Origin of the sequence: Streptomyces sp. NPDC050564, from assembly GCF_044457265.1 — a bacterium.
Classification (GTDB): domain Bacteria; phylum Actinomycetota; class Actinomycetes; order Streptomycetales; family Streptomycetaceae; genus Streptomyces.
The window spans coordinates 141904-161575 of sequence record NZ_JBITGS010000012.1; the positions used below are offsets into that span (position 1 = coordinate 141904).

General features: G+C 69.2%; 15 protein-coding genes and 1 pseudogene. 11 read left to right on the forward strand and 5 right to left on the reverse strand.

Going from position 1 to position 19672, the window contains the following annotated elements; genetic code table 11:
* The first annotated feature begins 64 nt into the window (after positions 1 to 64).
* The 4 genes from ACIBK0_RS20660 (at position 65) to ACIBK0_RS20675 (ending at position 6496) form a co-directional block, all read left to right on the forward strand.
* Positions 65 to 673, forward strand: a complete 609-nt coding sequence (locus ACIBK0_RS20660) for a TetR/AcrR family transcriptional regulator (RefSeq protein WP_399081673.1) — start codon at positions 65 to 67, stop codon at positions 671 to 673.
* Between the two features lie 1138 nt (positions 674 to 1811).
* Positions 1812 to 3008 (forward strand): epoxide hydrolase family protein, encoded by a 1197-nt coding sequence (locus tag ACIBK0_RS20665; protein ID WP_399081675.1) that lies wholly within the window; start codon positions 1812 to 1814, stop codon positions 3006 to 3008.
* A gap of 151 nt (positions 3009 to 3159) precedes the next feature.
* On the forward strand, positions 3160 to 3669 hold the full coding sequence (locus ACIBK0_RS20670) for an RNA polymerase sigma factor (protein WP_399081677.1): 510 nt from the start codon (positions 3160 to 3162) through the stop codon (positions 3667 to 3669).
* Positions 3670 to 4420: 751 nt separating this feature from the next.
* Positions 4421 to 6496, forward strand: a complete 2076-nt coding sequence (locus ACIBK0_RS20675) for a hypothetical protein (protein ID WP_399081679.1) — start codon at positions 4421 to 4423, stop codon at positions 6494 to 6496.
* A 576-nt stretch (positions 6497 to 7072) separates the two neighbouring features.
* On the opposite strand, the gene ACIBK0_RS20680 is transcribed toward ACIBK0_RS20675, so the two are convergent.
* Positions 7073 to 8467, reverse strand: coding sequence for an MFS transporter (locus ACIBK0_RS20680; RefSeq protein WP_399081681.1), 1395 nt, complete (start codon positions 8465 to 8467; stop codon positions 7073 to 7075).
* Entirely contained in the window at positions 8460 to 10385 is a 1926-nt protein-coding gene (locus ACIBK0_RS20685; RefSeq protein ID WP_399081683.1) for a glycoside hydrolase family 15 protein, read from the reverse strand. Before ACIBK0_RS20685 ends, ACIBK0_RS20680 begins: the two co-directional genes overlap by 8 nt.
* Before the next feature lie 838 nt (positions 10386 to 11223).
* Between ACIBK0_RS20685 and ACIBK0_RS20690 the strand changes: the two genes are divergently transcribed.
* Together ACIBK0_RS20690 and ACIBK0_RS20695 are read left to right on the forward strand one after the other, a co-directional pair.
* Positions 11224 to 11754, forward strand: a complete 531-nt coding sequence (locus ACIBK0_RS20690; RefSeq protein ID WP_399081685.1) for a hypothetical protein — start codon at positions 11224 to 11226, stop codon at positions 11752 to 11754.
* A gap of 2 nt (positions 11755 to 11756) precedes the next feature.
* Positions 11757 to 12677, forward strand: a complete 921-nt coding sequence (locus ACIBK0_RS20695) for a hypothetical protein (protein ID WP_399081687.1) — start codon at positions 11757 to 11759, stop codon at positions 12675 to 12677.
* A gap of 388 nt (positions 12678 to 13065) precedes the next feature.
* On the opposite strand, the gene ACIBK0_RS20700 is transcribed toward ACIBK0_RS20695, so the two are convergent.
* Positions 13066 to 14532, reverse strand: coding sequence for an MFS transporter (locus ACIBK0_RS20700; protein WP_399081689.1), 1467 nt, complete (start codon positions 14530 to 14532; stop codon positions 13066 to 13068).
* 156 nt (positions 14533 to 14688) lie between these two features.
* On the opposite strand from ACIBK0_RS20700, the gene ACIBK0_RS20705 reads away from it, so the two are divergent.
* On the forward strand, positions 14689 to 15144 hold the full coding sequence (locus tag ACIBK0_RS20705) for a MarR family winged helix-turn-helix transcriptional regulator (protein ID WP_399081690.1): 456 nt from the start codon (positions 14689 to 14691) through the stop codon (positions 15142 to 15144).
* A gap of 241 nt (positions 15145 to 15385) precedes the next feature.
* On the opposite strand, the gene ACIBK0_RS20710 is transcribed toward ACIBK0_RS20705, so the two are convergent.
* A complete protein-coding gene (locus ACIBK0_RS20710; protein WP_399081693.1) occupies positions 15386 to 16492 on the reverse strand; it encodes a Ku protein in 1107 nt (368 codons plus the stop codon).
* 182 nt (positions 16493 to 16674) lie between these two features.
* Here ACIBK0_RS20710 and ACIBK0_RS20715 point away from each other — a divergent pair, with 182 nt between their 5' ends.
* Positions 16675 to 16803 carry a hypothetical protein gene (locus tag ACIBK0_RS20715; protein WP_399081695.1) on the forward strand — a complete coding sequence of 43 codons (129 nt, stop codon included), beginning with the start codon at positions 16675 to 16677 and terminating at the stop codon, positions 16801 to 16803.
* 185 nt (positions 16804 to 16988) lie between these two features.
* Positions 16989 to 17870: a non-homologous end-joining DNA ligase gene (gene ligD / locus ACIBK0_RS20720; protein ID WP_399081697.1), complete on the forward strand. Its 882-nt coding sequence runs from the start codon at positions 16989 to 16991 to the stop codon at positions 17868 to 17870.
* A gap of 154 nt (positions 17871 to 18024) precedes the next feature.
* Here ligD and ACIBK0_RS20725 read toward each other — a convergent pair whose 3' ends face one another.
* The gene (locus ACIBK0_RS20725) at positions 18025 to 18828 is read right to left on the reverse strand and encodes a nuclease-related domain-containing protein (RefSeq protein WP_399081699.1); all 804 of its coding nucleotides are present in this window, start codon (positions 18826 to 18828) and stop codon (positions 18025 to 18027) included.
* 105 nt (positions 18829 to 18933) lie between these two features.
* Here ACIBK0_RS20725 and ACIBK0_RS20730 point away from each other — a divergent pair, with 105 nt between their 5' ends.
* Positions 18934 to 19443: a dual specificity protein phosphatase family protein gene (locus tag ACIBK0_RS20730; RefSeq protein WP_399081701.1), complete on the forward strand. Its 510-nt coding sequence runs from the start codon at positions 18934 to 18936 to the stop codon at positions 19441 to 19443.
* A gap of 90 nt (positions 19444 to 19533) precedes the next feature.
* Positions 19534 to 19671 (forward strand): annotated as a pseudogene (locus ACIBK0_RS20735) (class F sortase); the annotation flags it as partial.
* Between the last annotated feature and the right edge of the window lies 1 nt (position 19672).

Below are 19672 nucleotides of genomic sequence, written 5' to 3' on the forward strand. Positions count from 1 at the left end.
CCCATGGGTGGGGCCGTACGAGGGTGAAGGCCGCTCAAGTCCGGGCCGAGGGCACAATGGGGAAGTGAGCAGCACTGGGCAGAAGACCACCAACGCCGCACGTCAAGAGATCAAGAGCGGGGGAGAACTACCGCCCCGCGAACGTCTGGTCCGGGCCGCGTCGCGGCTGTTCTATTACGAGGGCGTCCGCGCGATCGGCGTGGAGCGGCTGATCGCCGAGGCCGGCGTGACGAAGGCGACCTTCTACCGGCACTTCGCCTCCAAGGACGACCTGGTCGTGGCCTATCTGCTGACCAAGGACGCCTACTACAAGGGGGTGGCCGAACCGCTGGCCGCCGAGCACCCGCCCGCGGAGGCGATCGACCTGATCTTCGAGGCGATCTCCGAGCACGCTCGCGAGCGCGGATTTCGCGGATCGCCGTTCCTGAATGCGGCCGCGGAGTACCCGGACGCCGACCATCCGGTCCGCGGCCTGGTGACCTCCCACCGGGACTGGATCCGCACCCTTTTCCAGGATCTGCTCATCCGGCTCGGTCATGCCGACCCGAAGTCGGCCGCCGGTGCGTTGCTGATGCTGTATGACGGCGCGATGGCAGCCGGCTACCTGGATGACTGGTCGGCCGCGCACAAGACCCTGTTGGACGCGGTCCGGCTGATCCGGTCGGGGGGCTGATCCGGTCGAGGGGGGCTGATCCCGTCGGGAGGGGCGCGAAACAGCGGCCCTCTGCGGGGCTCCGGCCAGGCCGGGGCGCGAATTGCTTTCATGGAACCTTTTGATCTCTCTTCGGCGTGCACCGGGGACCCACTGGCACTCCTGTGCCCGGAGGCGGCCCCGCACGGAAGTCCGAGAGCCAGCTCCCCATTAGGTAGGAAGACCGGTCGTTCTACCTCTCGAAGATAGCCTCCTTGGCGGCCTCGCGCCAGTGGTCGGGTCGCTTGTGGGATCCCTCACCAGAGTCGGGCCGCGCGGCGTATCCGCGGGACGGGCTTGGCAACCCGCAGCGAGCGAAGCCTTCTCAGCTGGGCAAACCTGCTGAACTGGGTCAGCCTCCGGAGCCATGGACCATTCGGTCTCCTCCGCCCAGCCAGTCATAGGGCTGTGGCCAGACCGCGCATGGATCCGCGAGTCTCTCGACATGGCGGTGAGTTCCTTGCCCTGACGATCTTGAGCCGAGCGCACAACGGGCGAGCCGCGTCCGACACACCTCCGACACACTCTGTGCTGCTGGAGTCCGCTGCCGGGCTCCGCCGCAGGCCGGCGGGAGGGCGAACACGCGAGTTCCTGCCAGGCCCGCGAGACGTCGAAGAAGCGACCACTCCCCCCTCGCGAGAACAGGCGCCCGTCATCGGCCGTCCCGAAGGTGTCGAGGGGTTCGCGAAGCATCACCACGAGTTGCGGCGGGATCGGGACGCGCACGTCCTCGGCAGGTCGATTCTTCAGCCGACGGTCGTCCGACGGTCGTCGTGGCTCTCCCCGGAATCCGATCAACACCCGCGCACCGGGCGCGCCGCCTATGCAGCGCGTGAGGGGGCTTCCGCCCTTTCTTCGAGGGCGAAGGCGATACCCCGGGATGCGACCCCGGGGGCAATCCCCGGGGGTTTCCCTGGGCCGACGGCGCGCGGGCTCAGCGATGGTGGACGAGTCGCGAGGGGATCGGCGGATTGCCGCCACGGATTCGGTCGCCGGGCCGTACGAGCGCTTCGGTGAGATGCAGCCCTCGAACGCCGTACCCATCCCGGGGTCCTCCCGCAAGAAATGCGCCGGCGTATGCCGCCGGCAGGTAAGAAATCAGATAGCAAGGAGACACAACATGTCTGTCGCCCCCCAGAATTCGGCGATCCGTCCGTTCACGTTCGAGTTCCCAGAGGCGGAACTCGAGGATCTGCGCGCGCGCATTGTGGCGACGCGGTGGCCTGAGAAGGAGACCGTCGCGGATCAGTCGCAGGGCACGCAACTGGAGACGATGAAGGAGCTCGCGCGGTACTGGGCGTCGGAGTACGACTGGCGCAAGGTCGAGGCGAAGCTGAAAGCTCTGCCGCAATTGGTCACCGAGATCGACGGGCTGGACATTCACTTCATTCACGTCCGCTCGAAGCACGAGAACGCGCTGCCGCTGATCGTGACGCACGGATGGCCGGGCTCGATCATCGAACAGCTGAAGATCATCGAGCCGCTCACCGACCCCACCGCCCACGGCGGGAGCGCCTCGGACGCCTTCCACGTGATCATCCCGTCGATGCCCGGTTACGGGTTCTCGGGCAAGCCCACCACGAAGGGCTGGGGCCCCGAGCGCATCGCCCGTGCCTGGGGCGAGCTGATGAAGCGCCTGGGCTACACGAAGTACGTTGCGCAGGGCGGCGACTGGGGTGCGATCATCGCGGACTTCATGGGTGTGCAGGAGCCCGAAGGCCTGGTCGGCATCCACACCAACATGGCCGGCGTGGTTCCGCCCGCCATCGACGCCGCGCTCGCCACGGGCAACCCGCTGCCTGCGGGCCTGTCGCTCTCCGACGAGGAGACGGCGACGGTCGAGCAGCTGGACTTCGTGTACCGGCACGTCTACTTCGCCTACCTGATGGGGTCGCGTCCGCAGTCGCTGACCGGGCTGGCGGATTCCCCCGTCGGTCTGGCGGCCTTCCTGCTCGACCATGACGCGGCCAGCCTGGCCATGATCTCCCGGGCCTTCGCCGGAGTCGACGAGGGGCTGACCCGGGACGACGTCCTGGACAACATCACGCTCTTCTGGCTGACCAACACGGCGATCTCCGCGGCTCGTCTCTATGCGGAGAACGCGACCTCGTTCTTCGGCGTCAAGGGCGTCAAGCTCCCGGTCGCCGTGAGCGTCTTCCCCGACGAGATGTACCAGGCTCCGAAGAGCTGGGTGGAGCAGGCGTACCCGAACCTCGTCCACTACAACCGGCTCCCCAAGGGCGGCCACTTCGCCGCCTGGGAGCAGCCGGAGCTCCTCGTGAACGACGTCCGCGCGGGCTTCCGCTCCCTGCGCTGACCGACCGTTGCCTGACGCCTGTACAGGCGTCGGCCCGGCGGGGCGGCCGAGCGGCCCCACTCCAGGTCCGCTCGGCCGCCCCGTACTCCCTCACCTGTACCCGGACGGTCCTTCGCTCCTCCCGTTCGCGGGTGCCCCACTAATCCGCGAGATGGCAACGTACGCGACCGCGACGCGCATGACCCACGACCGCGCCCACGCCGAGGACCTGGTGCAGAAGACGTATCTCCGAGCTTTCGAAGCGTTCGGGGCGTTGACCGCCGGAACGAGCCTGAAGGTCTGGCTGTTCCGACTCCTGGCCGACACTGCGCTCCACACCTCTGGCACGTGGCAGCGCTCGCCACGCTCAAGCCCCCCGACAGCGTGTCCCTGCCGCCCGTCGCCGGAAGAGCACCACCCGAGACTCGGTGACCCTCGGATGTCCCAGGCGCAGGCCTTGGACCGGCTGCGCGACCATGAGGTGGACGCCGCGCTTCGACACCTCCCCCAGGAGTTGGCGATCGTTGTCCATCTCGCGGACGCCGAAGACTTCTCCCCCACGGAGATCGCGGACATCCTGACCGTCTCCCAAGGCACCGCGACATCCCTATTGCTCTACGGAAGACACTGCTTGCTCCATGCGCTCACCGACGCCGCACGGCGGCACGGCTTTCTCGACTGACGAGCCTTTCGGGGTACTCCGACTGTCTGTGAGACCGGTTGCCATGCCGTCGGCCGGGTCGCCGACTGCAGTCCCTCCGCCATGCCCAGCGCCGGCCGGACCATGCCGCGCGGGGACAGCACCAGCGGGCGCCGCCTGGGCAGCGGCCCGCGCACCCAGCAGCCCAGGGCTCTCAGCATCGCCAAGTGGAACGCATCCGGAAGTGCATCAGGGATGGGATCGCCGAGCGCAACCGCCGCGCACGGAGAGACGCCCTCGGGGCGAGAGATCGGTCAGGCCGTTGGCCTGTCGAGTAAGTCGTCCGTGGCCTACCAGATCGACCGGACGGAACAGCTTCTGAGGGCTCCGCCACAGGTCAGAGAGTTGCGAGGGGTGATCGACGCAATCACTCCGTAGCCATGTGCGCAGGTTCGAATGCGGCCGGGGGTGCTCACCGAGGATCAGCACAGAACACCCGCTGACCAGGGCGAATGCCGAGGCAAGAGAGCGGGAGCCAGTCTCCCTGACGCCCGTTCCCTCTCGTCGTCTGTCACTGTGCGCAAGACGCCTGCGACACATTCCAGCAGGGTGGTCGATCGTTCAAGCGGAATTCACTTGCCACCCCTAGAGCCAAGGAGGCAGCTGTGCAGGTACAGTCCGACCACCTGTTTGAAGGAACATCCGCACGCATCGACTTCCGGCCCGCGGCCATCTGATCGCGCCAGTCAGCGAGTCCGTGCTCGAGGATGTTGAGTCGCCTGGAGCCCGCGAAGTGTCAGCATCGCCCTTGTCCGCTCGGTTGCGTACCGCAGCGGCACGCCTCCTCCTGCCCACGGTGCTCGCGTTGTCGTTCGCCGTTCAGGCAGTGGGTGCCCTTTACCCCAGCGTCCCCCTGCTCGTGGCCTCCACCGCTGTCGGGCTGGCGGCGGACATCGCCCTGCACCGGTGGCAGCGGAACATCACCACTGCCCTCGGGAAGCTGCACGCGACCGTGTTCGTGCGCCAAGTCGTCCGGGACCTTCTGCTGGTGACCGGCCTGATCCGCATCGAGGAACAGGACTACGAGACGAGGTACCTGGCTCTCGTCTGCGGTCTGCTGGTCTTCTACGCCCTGCATTTCACTTGCCAGGCGCTTGCGATCGTCGTACGCCGCACCCGCACCCTGCCCGTGGTGACCCGGAACATCGACGCCTCGGCACTGCGGCTGAGCCCCGCTCTCCCGGCGCTGCTGATGCAGCGCGCCGGGCAGCGGCTCCTCACGTTCGGTCTGCCCTCGACGGCCGGCCTGCTGATCACCGCAGTGACCGGCTCGGCCCGGTGGGCCGCCGCGGGAATCGCCCTCTCCGCTGCCTTCGCGGTGGTGGCCATCGGCATGCTGCTGCTTCGGCTGCTGCCGGGACGCAGGCCGGTGGCGAGCGAGCAGGCGCTGGAGTGGTTCGAGGCCTGGCTCGCGGAGTACCAGCCGACGGTGGGCATGTACTTCTCCGGCGGCACGAGCTCGGCCTATCAGGCGAACATGTGGCTGGAGCCGCTGGCCCGGCTTGAGGGCCGTCCGCTGATCGTGCTGCGTGAGCGCTTCATGGTGAGGCAGATCGCGTCCACCGACATCCCGATCGTCTGTCTGCCGAAGGTCGCCGATCTGATGAGGGTCGAGCAATCCACGCTGAAGATGCTGATCCACCCGTCGAACTCGGGGAAGACCTCGCAGGTGCTGCGCATCCCCACCATCAAGCACGCGTTCGTCAACCACGGCGAGAGCGACAAACTGTCCAGCTGCAATCCGTATGCGAAGGCGTACGACGAGGTGTGGGTGGCCGGTCCCGCGGCGCGCCAGCGGTACGCCCTGGCGGACGTGGGTATCGACGACAGGGACGTCGTGGAGATCGGACGCCCGCAACTGGACGCGATCGAGCCGTATGCCGGAGCGCCCGCGGGCCCGTACACCACGGTTCTCTACGCCCCCACGTGGGAGGGGTGGGACGGCAACCCGGGCAACACCTCGATCATCGAGGCCGGCGAGAACATCGTCCGCGCCCTCCTGGCCGATGCGGGGGTCCGGCTCCTGTACAAGCCGCACCCGCTGACCGGCTCGGTCGATCCCCGGGCGGCAACCGCGAACGCCCGGATCCAGGAGATGATCCGCGCCGCGAACGCTCTCCGTGCCGCGGAACACCCCGATGCGAGACCCGCGCCCTCCGCAGCGGCGGAACTGGCCCAGCGGACCGCCGAACTCGACCGACTGACCACGCCCTCGTTCCGGGCGGGCGCGGACGACGCGGAGCGGATGCTGCTCCAATCCGTCCCGGAACCCGGTCGGGCCGCGGCCGTGGCCGCCGCGACCGCCGCCTGGGAGGCCGCGCACTGGGCCTCGTTCCCCGCGTGGGAACACCGGATCATCGTCGGGGCACGGCCGACCGTCTACGCCTGCTTCAACGTGGCCGACCTGCTGGTCAGCGATGTCTCCAGCGTCATCTCCGACTATCTGGCGAGCGAGAAGCCCTACGCCGTCGCCAACACCAGCGGCCTTCCCGAGCAGGACTTCCGGGCAACCTTCCCCACGGTCCGGGCAGGCGCCGTCCTCACTCCGGACGCCTCCGGCATGCCGGCCCTGCTGGAGTCCGTGCGCCAACCCGAGAAGGACACCTGCGCCGAGGCCCGCACCGAGCTCAAGCTGCACCTGCTGGGCCCCTCCGACCCGCCGTCCGTCGTCCGCTTCAACGAGGCGGCCCGTGCGCTGTGCGCGGCGGCCGACGAGCACCGGGCGGGTATGGCGGTGCGAGCGCTCGCGGCAATCCCGAGTCAGCGAGACGCCGGGGCAACACTGGACAGCGAGCACGTCAGGGGCTGAGGCCGCAGGGTATGTCCGCCGGTGTCCCCGGAGCAGCCGGCATCCGCACCGACTCTTGCGGCGAGGGCGGGTTCGACCGCGAATCGGCGGGTGACCGCCACGGCGATCCCGTCGGTGCGTGTTCCGTGGGACATCCGCTTCCGCGGTGCGCAGCGATGGACCGGGGATCGGACACCGATCAACGCGGCGCTTGCCGCTGTTGAGTACGGCAGGACCGGAAACATGGTCCGCCCCGGCCGCGCCAGTGACGGGCACGGCCGGGGCGGGGTTCTTGGGGCACCTCAGACAGGTCGGCAGGCGGCACCCAGTGGGTCGGCTACGTGCTGACCGGCTGCGGATGGATTCTGGCAACGACGATCGTCACCGGCGTCACCCGCTCTCTCAACCGGCGGTAGGCAGAGGTCGGTGGCCAACGCAGGCCGCCGGAGTCCCCGACCCCGACAAGACCCAGGGCAAGAACAAGAAGAAGTAAGCCGTCCGCTTCGAGCCCCTGCCCGCGGATTCTCCGTTTCGAGCCCTGCCCGCAGTTTCTCCGCGGGCAGGGGGCTGTTCGCGAGGTCGAGCGGCTGTGGGCCGTCAGGCCCGTCCCGTGGACGGGCCCGCTTCGCGGGGGAGGAGGGCCGCGGCCGCCAGGCCGGCGAGGCCGACTGCCGCCAGGACGATCATCGCCGCGGCGTAGGCGCCCCTGGTGAGGCCGGAGACCAGGATGGTGCCGGCGATCGCCGTGCCGAAGGAGGAGCCCAGGTTCGAGATGCTGCGGGACAGACCGGAGATCTCGCCCTGCTGTTCCTCGGGGAAGCTCGACTGGACGACGTTCACCGACGGGGTCAGCATCACGCCCAGCCCGAGGCCGAGGAGCAGGAGACCGGGGGCGAAGGCCCAGGCGGTGGAGAAGCTGCCGGCCAGGGCGACCAGGACGGCCACGCCCACCACGGAGACGACGAAGCCGGTCATGATGAGCGTCCGCTGGGGTCGTCGCTGGGCGAGACGCTCGGCGGCCAGCGACGTGACGAGCAGCCCGAGCGTGGCCGCCGTGAAGATGACGCCGGTCTCGATGGCGTCATAGCCGCGTACGACCTGCAGATAGGCGGCCACCGTGAACGACGCGCCCATGAGCAGCAGCCACTGGACGTTCTGGGTCACGAGCCCCAGGTTGGAGGTGCGGTTGCGGAACAGGGCGAGCGAGAGCAGCGGCTCCTTGCCGGACGCCTCCCTGGCGCGTACCCAGTGGAAGAACCACCAGAGCATGAAGACGCCGAGGAGGAGCAGGCCGAGCATCAGCCACACGTTGTTGTCCGCGGCCAGGATGCCCATGACGATCAGGACGAGACCGACCGCGGACAGGACCGCCCCGACGGTGTCGAAGGGACGGTCCGGATCGGGCGGCAGCGGATCCTCGATCCCGCGGCTCAGAACGACGATCAGCACGATCACCAGAGCCTGGAACACGAAGGCCGCCCGCCAGCTGATGCCCGTCGTGATGAGTCCGCCGATCAGCGGGCCCGCGGCGGCCCCGATGCCGCCCAGCGCCATGATCACCCCGAACGCGCGGGCGCGGGAGGTCATGTCGGGAAAGAGGAGCGTCGTGAGGATGTAGACGGGCGGGATGAGCAGCGCCGTACCGACACCCTCCAGGATCGAGTTGCCGAGGATGAGAACGCCCAGGCCCGGAGCGACGGCGCTCAGCAGCGCGCCGACGCCGTACACGACGAGGCCCACCAGGAGGCACCGCTTGCGGCCGTAGCGGTCGGTCAGCTTGCCGCCGGGGATCATCAGGGCGGCCATGACCAGCAGGAAGATCGTGATCGCCACCTGCACGCCCTGCACGGTGGTGTCCAGGTCGTGGCTGATGTCGTTGATCATCACGTTCATGTTGGAGCCGGCGAAACTGCAGATGAACTGGGCGAGGGCGAGGGCCGCCAGCACCCGTCGATGCCCGCTCCGCTGCTGCGGCGCGACCCTCTCAGCCACCTGTGTCGCCTCGGCCGGTCCCGGTCTCGGTGGGCACCGTGTAGCGGTAGCGGTAGCGGGTCGTCGGGCGCCGGCCGGCGCCGTGTTCCGGCCCCGCCTCCGCCTTACCCAGCTGCTCGTCCAGTGCCATGGCGGCCGTGATCAGGGCGAGATGGGTGAACGCCTGGGGGAAGTTCCCGAGCTGTTCGCCCGAAGGGCCGATCTCCTCGGCGAACAGACCGACGTGGTTGGCGTACGTGAGCATCTTGTCGAAGGCGTACCGGGCCTGGGTGAGCCGGCCGGCGCGGGCCAGGGCCTCCACGTACAGGAAGCTGCACAGGTTGAACGTCCCCTCGGAGCCGCGCAGTCCGTCGGGCGAGGCCGCTGGGTCGTACCGGTAGACCAGACTGTCGCTCACCAGTTCCTCATCCATCGCGTCGAGGGTGCTGAGCCAGTCCGGGTCCCGCGGTGCGAGGAATCCGACCCGGGGCATCAGCAGCAGCGAGGCGTCCAGGACGTCGGTGTCGAAGTGCTGGACGAAGGCCTGTCGCTTCTCGTGCCAGCCCTGCTCGATGATCTGCTGGAAGACCGCGTCGCGGGCCTCGGTCCAGCGGGCGATGTCGGCGGGACGGGAGAAGACGGTGGCCGCGTGGACACCGCGCTGGAACGCCACCCAGGTCATCAGTCGGCTGTACGTGAAGTTCTGCCGGCCCCCGCGGGTCTCCCAGATGCCCTCGTCGGGCCGGTCCCAGTGGTCGGTGAGCCAGTCCAGCACGCCGCGCAGCGACTTCCAGCCGCGGATCGCACCCATGTCACCGGACACGACGAGCGCGTCGGAGGCCTCGCCGTAGATGTCGAGCTGGAGCTGATCGGCCGCCCCGTTGCCCGCGCGCACCGGCCGCGAGCCCATGTAGCCCTCCAGGTGGTCGAGGTTCTCCTCGGCCAGATGCGGGTCGCCGTCGACGCGGTACATGATCTGCAGCGGGTCGCCCGAGGCAGTGCCGCCGGCCTCGATGCGGTCGCGCAGCCAACGGCGGAAGGCGGTCGCCTCCGACTCGAAGCCGAGGTCGATCAGGGCCCTCACCGACAGCGAGGCGTCACGGATCCAGGTGTACCGGTAGTCCCAGTTGCGCTCGCCGCCGACCTGCTCGGGCAGCCCCATGGTGGCCGCGGCGACGGGCGCCCCCGTGGGCGCGTACGTGAGCAGTTTGAGCGTGATGGCGGAGCGGTTCACCACGTCCTGCCAGCGTCCGCGGTACGTGCACGAACGCAGCCACGAGTGCCAGAAGACCCGGCACGCCTCCAGCGCCTGAGCGATGCCGTCCAGCGTCGGCGGGGCCGGAGCGGCACCGCCACTCGCGGTGCTGGTCAGCACGATGGCGGCTACCTCACCGGCGTCGAGGGCGAAGCGGGCGGTGAGGTCGTCGCCGTCGGCCCGGAGGGCGACACCGGTGGTGGACTGCACCTGCAGATCCGTCCCGGGGCCGTGGAAGACGGCGAAGTGATCGTCGCCCCGGGTGAGCGTGTGCGAGGCGCGTCCGTAGTCGAAGCGCGGACGGCAGTCGAAGGCGAAGGACAGACTGCCCCGTACGACGCGGGCGATCCGGACCAGACGGTGCCGGTCCGTGGGCGTCGGGGAATCGGCCGGCTCCATGAAGTCGGCGACCTCGCCGACGCCGCCCGGTCCCATGAAACGGGTGACGAGGACGGCCGTGTCGGACAGGTAGAGCTGCCGGACCGTCATCCCGTTCCCGTCCGCCTGCTCGGCGGCGAGACGGCAGTGGCCTCCTCGTTCGCTGTCCAGGAGCGAGGCGAAGACGCTGGGCGAGTCGAAGCGTGGGGTGCACCACCAGTCGACCGTTCCGCCGGACGACACCAGGGCCGCCGTCTGGAGATCGCCGACCATTCCGTGCTCCGCGATGGGCGGGTACTGGTTCACGAGCCCTCCTCCGACACACAGACGCGCCACTCACCACGGCAAGCGCGTGTGACCGACCGGCACTGGACCAGCGTTCGCCCGAGCCGTCGCCGTGGCATCACCCGCCCCGGGTGAAACCGACTGGAGTCGCGCCGGTGGAGCGCCCGCCCGACGCCCTCCGCAGACCACGGCACTGCAGACCACGGCACTGCGCAGACGCTTGCACGAGCCGGCGAGCCGCCCGGGGAGCGCCCGACGAACGGGTCCGCTTCGGGCCCGCCCGGGGGGGCAGACCGCGGTCGGTGACGAGGGGACGCCCGCCGGCACGGCGCCTTGCCCGCAGTGCGCCGCGTGCGACGGCGCCGGCACGGCTCGTCGTACAGACCCGCCCCGGCACGTCGCGGATCCCGGGCTGACCACGGAACGGCGCGGCCGATGGGGGCCAGGCCCTCGCCGGCCTCCCGACGAGTCTGGGCTGATCCGCTGTACCGCTGTTCCGCTGATCCCGGTGCCGTGCTGGATGTGGGGTCGGAATCCGGCCAATTCGATCGAGCTGCGCGGCATCACTGTCCTCTTGCTTCACAACTCTTCACAGAATTCCCGCACGTTGGGGTCTGCGGGCGTCACGGGGAGGCCTTCGCGCGTTCCGGTGCTCTCGGGGCGCTTTCTTGCCATGTCCTCGACCAGATCTTGTCGGCTGCGCTCATGCCATGGCTAGAGTGACCAGACCCGGAGGGTTAGTCCAGACCAGACAACTCCAGGGTTTGACCATGCACGGGGGGAACGTTCCACAGCGCCGGGACCAGGCGCGATGGGACACCCCCTGCCCTGCAGCAGAAGGAAACAGGGGGAAACACCGTTGCGCCCTGCCAGACCCCTAGCCGCGCTCGCCGCCGCGGTGGCCTCGTTCGCCACCGTCCTCGCGACCGCGCCGTCCGCGTCCGCCGCGACCTCTTACGCGGCTGACGCGTGCAGTTCCGCCTACAACCGGGCCTGCTTCCGCATTCACTTCAACTCCCGTTCCGAGACGACGCAGTTGTCCCAGAGCGCCTGTTTCATCAGCAACAAGTCGATCAAGGACCACTGGGGTTACTCCCCGAACGGGGCCTCCATCGTCCGGTACACCTTCAGCGGATTCCCCGGCTACTACACGGACCCCGATGGTGACACCCACAAGGGCATGTCAGCACCGTGCGACGACACGGGCAACGGGCAGTACGCCACGGACAACGCCGCTTCCGCCTACAACCAGGACCCGTCCCACTCGTACACGGTCTACAGCAACGCCGGATACAGCGGCAGCAAGAAGACGATCCCGAAGTACGACGGCATCGCCCGCAACCTGGGCAGCGGCCTGAAGAACAAGAACTCGTCGAGCAAGAGGAACTAGCTATGACCAAGAAGTGGATACGTTCCGCTGTGCTGGCCGCCTCGTGCTCGGCGCTCGCTCTGACCGCCGCCTGCGGCACCCAACACGCGCAGGGACAGCAGACGGTGAAGACCAGGAGCGAAGCCGGCTCCCTGCCGGATGCCACAAGCCGAGCGAAGTGGCCGACGGCGCGGGTGGAGAGCGGCCTCGCGGCCGGGATGCGACTGCCGCTCGAGGACTACATGGTGTCGTACCCGGACGAGGTCGACGTCGAGAACGCCAAGGACAAGGTCAAGACCGCGTGCATGGCGCGTCTCGGGTTCACGTTCGCCCCGCCCGCCTCCGGCACGACCCCGGCCCTGTCGTACGACGGCATGAACATGGAGCGCCGTTACGGCATCACCGACGCCAAGACCGCGCAGACGTACGGCTATCAGGTGGCCGCAGCGGCCGAGGAACCCGCGGACGACACCGCCGCGGAGGAGGCCAAGGAGGGCCGCACCGACAAGTGGTACGACGCCTTGGAGAACACCTGCATCCCCGAGGCGAACAAGAAGGTCGGCATCCTGTACGAGACCGACATCGCCGGTGACCTCGCCGCCGAGTCGCTGGAGGCCACGAAGAGCAGCCTCAAGGTCCAGGCAGCCCTGAGCAGTTGGTCGGCGTGCATGGCCAGGAAGAGCTACAAGAACTTCCCCGAGCCGCTGCAGGCCGGCGAGGCCTTCGCCGAATCGACGGCAACGCAGCCGTCCGAGTCGGAGATCGACACGGCTGTCGCGGATGTCGACTGCAAGGAGTCCTCCGGACTGGTGAAGAACTGGTTCAGCGCGGAGACCAGTCGCCAGACGCAGCAGATCGACGACCACAAGGCGGAGCTGGAGGCCGAGAAGGCCCGCAACGCCAAGATGATCGAAGCGGCCAGGGCCGTCCTCGGCCAGAACTAGGGCCTGCCGTTCGGATCATGCCTGGGCCGCGGCAGTGGTGAGGCGCCGTAACCCGAAGTCGGCGTGATCCGAAAGCCAGGCCCCAGCCGCCGCGTCCTCGCTGGGAGAAGGCCTGTGCCCGGGGCGACGATCGGGCCGCGCACGATCCGGGGCGGGCGAACCGTTGGTAGCTGCGTTCGCGGTCGGCGCTCCGTCCATCCGCGCCGGGCGACCAACACCGTGAACGACTCGGGGCGGGTGGCATTGGCGCAGGGGGTGGACTTCTCGCAGTAGCGGCAAGGGCCTGCCGGGGGTGAGGGGGAATCGAGCGGCTGTCGACCGGCGAGAGCGGTCAGGGGCGGTCCCCCGTGGACCGCCCCTGACCGCGCTGGAAGCGAACGTCAGCAGGTCACGCCTTCGCCGCCGACGCCGCCGACGCGGCGTCCGATACGACGCCGGGCTCCGACCGCCCGTCGACCGCCGTGCGGGCGGGGATGAGGGAGGCGACGGCCGCGGCCGCGAGACCCACGCCGCAGCCGATCAGCATGGCGACGCGGAAGCCGTTCTCGGACGGCAGGGAGTAGACGCCGAACTTGGTGGTCATCTGGGCCAGGACCACGCCGATCACGGCGGCGGACACGGAGCTGCCGATGGAGCGCATCAGCGTGTTGAAGCTGTTGGCCGAGGCGGTCTCCGACTGGGGCACCGCGCTCATGATGAGGGCGGGCATCGCACCGTAGGCGAAGCCGACACCCGAGCTGCCGACGACGGTCACGAGCAGCAGGCCCCACGGGGAGCCGGAGCCGATCAGTGGCAGGGAGACGCCGTAGCCGAGGGCGATGACGAGGGCGCCGACGATCAGGGTGACCTTGGGGCCCTTCGCGGCCGACAGCTTGGCGCCGACCGGCGAGATAAGCATCATCATCAGGCCCGCCGGGGCCATCCACAGGCCCATGGCCAGCATGGACTCGCCCAGCCCGTAGCCGGTGACCTCGGGCAGCTGGAGCAGTTGGGGAACGACCAGCGACTGGGCGTACATCGCGAAGCCGACCAGGATCGAGGCCGCGTTCGTCGTCAGCACCTGCGGGCGCGCGGTCACCCGGAGGTCGACCAGTGGGTCTGCGATCCGCAGCTCCCACCAGCCCCAGGCCAGCAGTACGACGACGGCGGCGGCGAACAGGCCGAGCGTGGTGCCACTGCCCCAGCCCCAGTCGGCGCCCTTGGAGACGGCGAGGAGCAGACAGACCAGTGCGGTGCCCAGACCCAGCGCGCCGAGCAGGTCGAAGCCGCTCGGCGCGGTGCTCGCGTGGTCCGTGGGCACGAAGAACCAGATCAGGGTGCCGACCGCGAGGCTCAGCGCGGCAACGACCCAGAACAGCACCCGCCAGCTGGCGTTTTCGGCGATCGCCGCGGAGAACGGCAGGCCGAGCGCGCCGCCCACGCCCATGGACGCGCTCATCAGCGCGATGGACGTGCCGAGCTTCTCCGGCGGCACCACGTCGCGCAGCAGGCTGATACCGAGGGGCACCACACCCATGCCCATGCCCTGCAGACCGCGTCCGGCGATCATCGGGAGCACCGAGGAGGACAGGGCACACACCATCGAGCCGATGATCAGCGGGACCAGCGAGGCAAGGAGCATGCGCTTCTTGCCGTACATGTCCCCGAGGCGGCCGGCGACCGGCGTCATCACCGCGGCAGCCAGCAGCGTGGCGGTGATCACCCAGGAGGCGTTCGAGGCGCTGGTGTCGAGCAGGGTCGGCAGTTCCCCGATCAGCGGCACCACCAGGGTCTGCGTGATCGCGGCCACGATGCCCCCGAAGGCAAGGATGCCGACGACTCTGCCGGAGCCGCTCTCGGGCTTGGAACTGTCCACGGGTACTCCCTCGTGCTCTCTCAGATCCGTATGCACCATGCATTCGATATGCATAATGCATGTGAAGTGCATCATACACATGCGTGGTATACCTACTGGTAGGCGGTCTCTCTGAGAGGGAAGAGGGAGGCTGACCAGGAGCCGAAGGAAGCCCGCATGGACAAGCCCCTTGATCTGATCGAATTCGAGACCATGCTGCTCGGGCGGTACATGCACCTGCTGACACCGCGCATGCGGGACGGCGACCGGCGGCTCGACCGCAGCGCCTACCTTCTGCTCAGCCGCATCCAGGTGGACGGCCCGATGTCCATCGGCCAGCTCAGCGAGGCATTCGGGCTGGACACCTCCACGCTCAACCGGCAGACCGCCGCCATGCTGCGGACCGGTATCGTCGAACGCATCCCCGACCCCGACGGGGGCATCGCCCGCAAGTTCGCCATCACCGCCGAGGGCGAGCGCCGACTGGCCGCCGACCGCGCCGCGAACCTGCAGGGCCTGGAGAAGGTGATGGAGGACTGGACGCCGGACGAGGTGGCCGAGTTCGCCGGCTACCTCGGACGCCTGAACCGCGACATCGAGCGTCTGGACGGGCGCCCCTGGCCGCGCCGCTGACAGACAACGCCAAGGTGGTATTCGGCAACGGACTTCCGCTCCTGGCCGGTGGACCGGTTGCGGCGTACCGGGTGACCTCGGGGGCCGACGTCCGGCCTGAGGGTGTTCACCCCCTGCGCCCCTACCCCTCCCGTCCCTGGGGGCTGCGCCCCCAGACCCCCGCAGAGAGACTGCGCAGTTCCCCGCGCCCCTGAAAAGGGGCGCGGGGAACTGCGCGACAAGCCCCACGACCTCGCACGGCTCAGGCCGATGCCCGTTTCCGTGGTGCGGCCTTCTTCGCGGCAGTCTTCTTCGCGGCGGTCTTCTTGGTCGCCGTCTGCTTGGTGGCCGGCTTGGTGGCCGTACCGGCGGCCTCCTTGGTGGCTGTCTTGGTAGTCGACTTCTTCGCGGTGGTCTTCTTCGACGTCGACTTCTTGGCTGCCGTCTTCTTCGCCGCGGACGTCGACTTCTTGCCGCCGACCTCCTTGGGGGCCGTACGAGCGGACTTGCGGGCGGCCGTACGGCGGGCCGGAAGGGGCCTGACCTCGCCGGGCTCGCTCGCGTCCTCGCCCGCTTCCTCGCCGCGCGACTCCTTGGCCGCGCGCACGCTCTTCTCCAGGGCGGCCATCAAGTCGAGCACCTTGCCGCCGGGGCGCTCCCCCGCGGGGACGGCGGGCGCCTCGACGCCGGAAGCCTTGGCGGCGATGAGCTCCTCGACGGCCTCGCGGTAGTCGTCGTGCAGGTCTTCGAGGTCGACCTCGCCGAGGGTGTCCATCAGGGCATCCGCCAGGTCCAGTTCCTGCTCGCGAACGGTGACGCTCGTGTCCGGGGCGACCTCGTCGGTGGCGCGGATCTCGTCCGGCCAGAGCAGCCCGTGCATGGCGATCACGTCGTCGACCACGCGCAACATCCCGAGCCGCTCCCGCCCACGCAGCGCGAACTTCGCGACGGCGACCTTCTGGCTGCGTTTCAGGGCCTCGCGCAGAAGGACGTACGGCTTGGCGGCGGGCACGCCGTTCGCGGACAGGTAGTACGCCGTCTCCATCTGGAGCGGGTCGATCCGCTCGGCCGGTACGAAGGCCACGATCTCGATCGTCCTGGCGGTCGGGATCGGCAGCGAGGCCAGGTCCTCGTCCATGATCGGGATCAGCGTGCCGTCCGCGTCCTCGTACGCCTTGCCGATCTCCGGGGTCGAGACCTCGCGGTCCTCCAGTTCGCAGACCTTGCGGTAGCGGATGCGGCCGCCGTCGTCGAGGTGGATCTGACGGAAGGAGATCGAGTGGCTCTCCGTGGCGTTCACGAGCTTGATGGGGATGCTGACCAGGCCGAAGGAGATGGCGCCGTTCCATATGGATCGCACGTGCAGCACCTTCCTGACATCGATTCGAGAGGTGCGTGTGAAGCCAAGAAATTCAGGCTGAAGCCAGGCTAAACGGACGTTCGCGACGGCACATCCGCAGGCGCCCTCCCCCGGTGCCGCGCGCCCCGATTCCTTTCGGCGACACCGCTGGTCTTCATGGCCGAACGCCGGAACAACGAGAGGGAAAGACCATGACCAGCACCGCTCGGCGTCGTCCTGTGCGGCCCGAGAACCGGGCGCTGGACAGCTGGGTGCTCTCCGAGCAGGACGGGGCCTGGCGTGTCCGGGGCTTCCACAACTGCCCGGAGCACACGGCCTGAGCCGCACGACACGAGGGGGATCACACAACACGAGAGGGGATCAAGGAGACAGGAGACGTGGACATGGCCAGTACGCAGTCGGGCGCTGTGGCCAAGCCGTACACGACATGACTGGGTGCCCCAGCTGAGGACGACATCGTCCGGGACCTGTCTTTTTCGATCCCTTTTCATGGGATTCTCGATCCATGACCCCGATCACGGAGGTGGAGGGACACAGGCTCGCGCTCAGCAACCTGGAGAAGGTGCTGTACCCCGCGACCGGCTTCACCAAGGGCGAGGTGCTGCACTACTACGCGACCGTCGCGGACGCGCTCCTCGCTCACCTCCACAACCGGCCGCTCTCCTTCCTCCGCTACCCCGACGGGCCGGACGGGCAGGTCTTCTTCGCCAAGAACGTGCCGCCCGGTACGCCCGAGTGGGTCAGGACCGCCCAGGTCCCCCGCTCGGAGGGCCCTGCCCGTATGGTCCTGATCCAGGATCTGGCCTCGCTCATGTGGGCGGCGAACCTCGTCACCGAGTTCCACACGCCCCAATGGCAGGTGGACACCCCCGGCGAGGCCGACCGGCTCGTGTTCGACCTCGACCCGGGGGCGCCCGCGACGATCGTCGAGTGCTGCGAGGTCGCGCTGTGGCTGCGGGAGCGGCTGGCCGCGGACGGGATCGCGGCGTACGCGAAGACCTCCGGGTCGAAGGGGCTGCATCTGCTGGCGGCGCTGGAACCGACGCCGTCCAAGGAAGTCACCGCGTACGCGAAGGAGATCGCCGTCGAGGCCGAGCGTGTGCTGCAGGGGCGTGTCACCCACCGGATGACGAAGAACCTGCGGGGCGGCAAGGTGTTCGTCGACTGGAGCCAGAACGCTGCGCGGAAGACGACGGCGACGCCGTACACCCTCCGAGCCCGGGCCGAGCCCACCGTGTCGGCTCCGGTGACCTGGGAGGAGGTCACCCAGTGCACCACCGCGAACCAACTGGCCTTCCACGCGCCGGACGTCCCCCCTCGCCTCCAGCGGTACGGCGATCTCCTCGCGCCGCTCCTGAACCCCCGTCACGCCGGGCCGCTGCCCTGAGCCGGCGTGGGCGCGTGCGTGGGCTTTCGCCCCTCCGCCCCGACCTGTCCGGTACCTGGGGGCCGCCGCCCCCAGACCCCCGCTCAAAAGATCGCGCAGTTCCCCGCACCCTTGAAAGGGGTGGGGGCGCAGCCGCACGTTGGCCGTCAGCGCCTCACACCCGCGACCACGTGTAGCGGTCGCGGGCCATCGCGTGGAGGGCCTCCACGTCCGCGGGTTTCAGGACGCCGCCCAGGCGGGCCAGGGAGGCGAGGTCGGTGTCCTGGAGGATGCGGACCTCGCGTGGGGGTGCCATGACGTCCAGGTCGGCGGGGCCGGACACGGCGAGGACGGGGTGGACCTCGGCGGTGAGGGCGTAGGAGGCGCGGTCGGCGTCCGCGCGGACTCGGCGCAGGAGCGGGTGCGGCTCGTGACGGCCCACGGTGACCATGGGATCGGCGATCAGGACGCGTTGCCTGCGGCCGTAGAGGGTGCGGAGGCAGAAGAGGCCGCCTGGACCGATGAGCAGGTGGTGGATGCGGTCGCCACCGGGGAGCGGGATCGAGTGGAGGGTGTGCCAGCCCGCGCCGTCCAGCTGATCCAGGGCCTCGCCGACGGCCTGCTCGGCGGCCAGCGCACGGCGTCGCGGATCGGGACGCAGCCGGTGCGCCGGGCCGGGATCCCGGTCGAGTGCGATCACCAACGCCTCGCCGGGCCGGTTCGGCGCGAGGTCGTCGTCCGGGTGGAGGGTCAGCCGGGCCAGCTCCACCGGGGTCGGGACCGGCGGCGGCCCCACCGTCACCGGGCCGGTCAGGAAGGGGCCCAGCACATCGAGCACGTCCTCGCGCCGGTCCTCGCTGAGCAGGTTGACCCGGGCCCCCTCACGGTCGTACCAGGCGACGTTCCTCCCGTCCGCCAGGCAGACGTACAGCCGCTCCTGACCGTGCCGCCAGGACGGTATGACGCGCAGTCCGCTCATGCACCATCACCCCATGACCATGGGAACAGGCGGGGTGCTCCAGGGGCAAGAACCCGGTTACCTTTGAGAGGAGTTGGGGGAGTTGGGATTCGGTGGGAGGTGCCGTTGCGGACTCGCAGAAGGCAACCCGATGTGCCCGCTCCGGACAGCCCCTGGAGCGAGATCGTGCCCGGCTTGTGGATGGGCGGACACGCGTTCTCGGGCCGTTCCGGCGAGCCGGAATTCGCTGTCGTACGAGATGAGTTCGACCTGGTCCTGACACTGTTGCGGCTGCCGGGGCACGGCCCGGATCCCGGCGTCGAGCACCATGTGTGGCCCATTCCGGACGGACCCCTCGACGGTACGCAAATCGCGGGTGTGATGCGACTCGCGCGGGCCGCGGACGACGCGCTGGAGGACGGGCGCCGGGTTCTGGTGCGCTGCTATCACGGGTACAACCGTTCGGGACTGGTCGTCGCGCACGCGCTCGTCCTCGCCGGGCACACTTCCGAGGACGCGATACGGCTCATACGTGCCCGGCGCTCGCCGTGGGCGCTGCACAACGAGCTGTTCGTGGAGTATCTGCGGGCGGGGCTGGCCACGGCCCGCCTCCTCGAGGAACTCGCGGAGCCGTGACGCAACGGCCGAAGGGGCAGCACCAGCGCCATACAGCCGCACGAGCACCGCACGACCGTCGTGGCGTCCTACAGCCGCCGACGGGTGAACAAAAAGGACTTCCCTACGAATAAGGTGTACGGGGCCATCGACCGTCCGGAGCTGCGCCCGATCACCTGTGGTGGGCGGCCCCTCATGGACGGCCACCGCGCCGACAACATCATTCTCTACGCCGACCTCGAACAGTAGC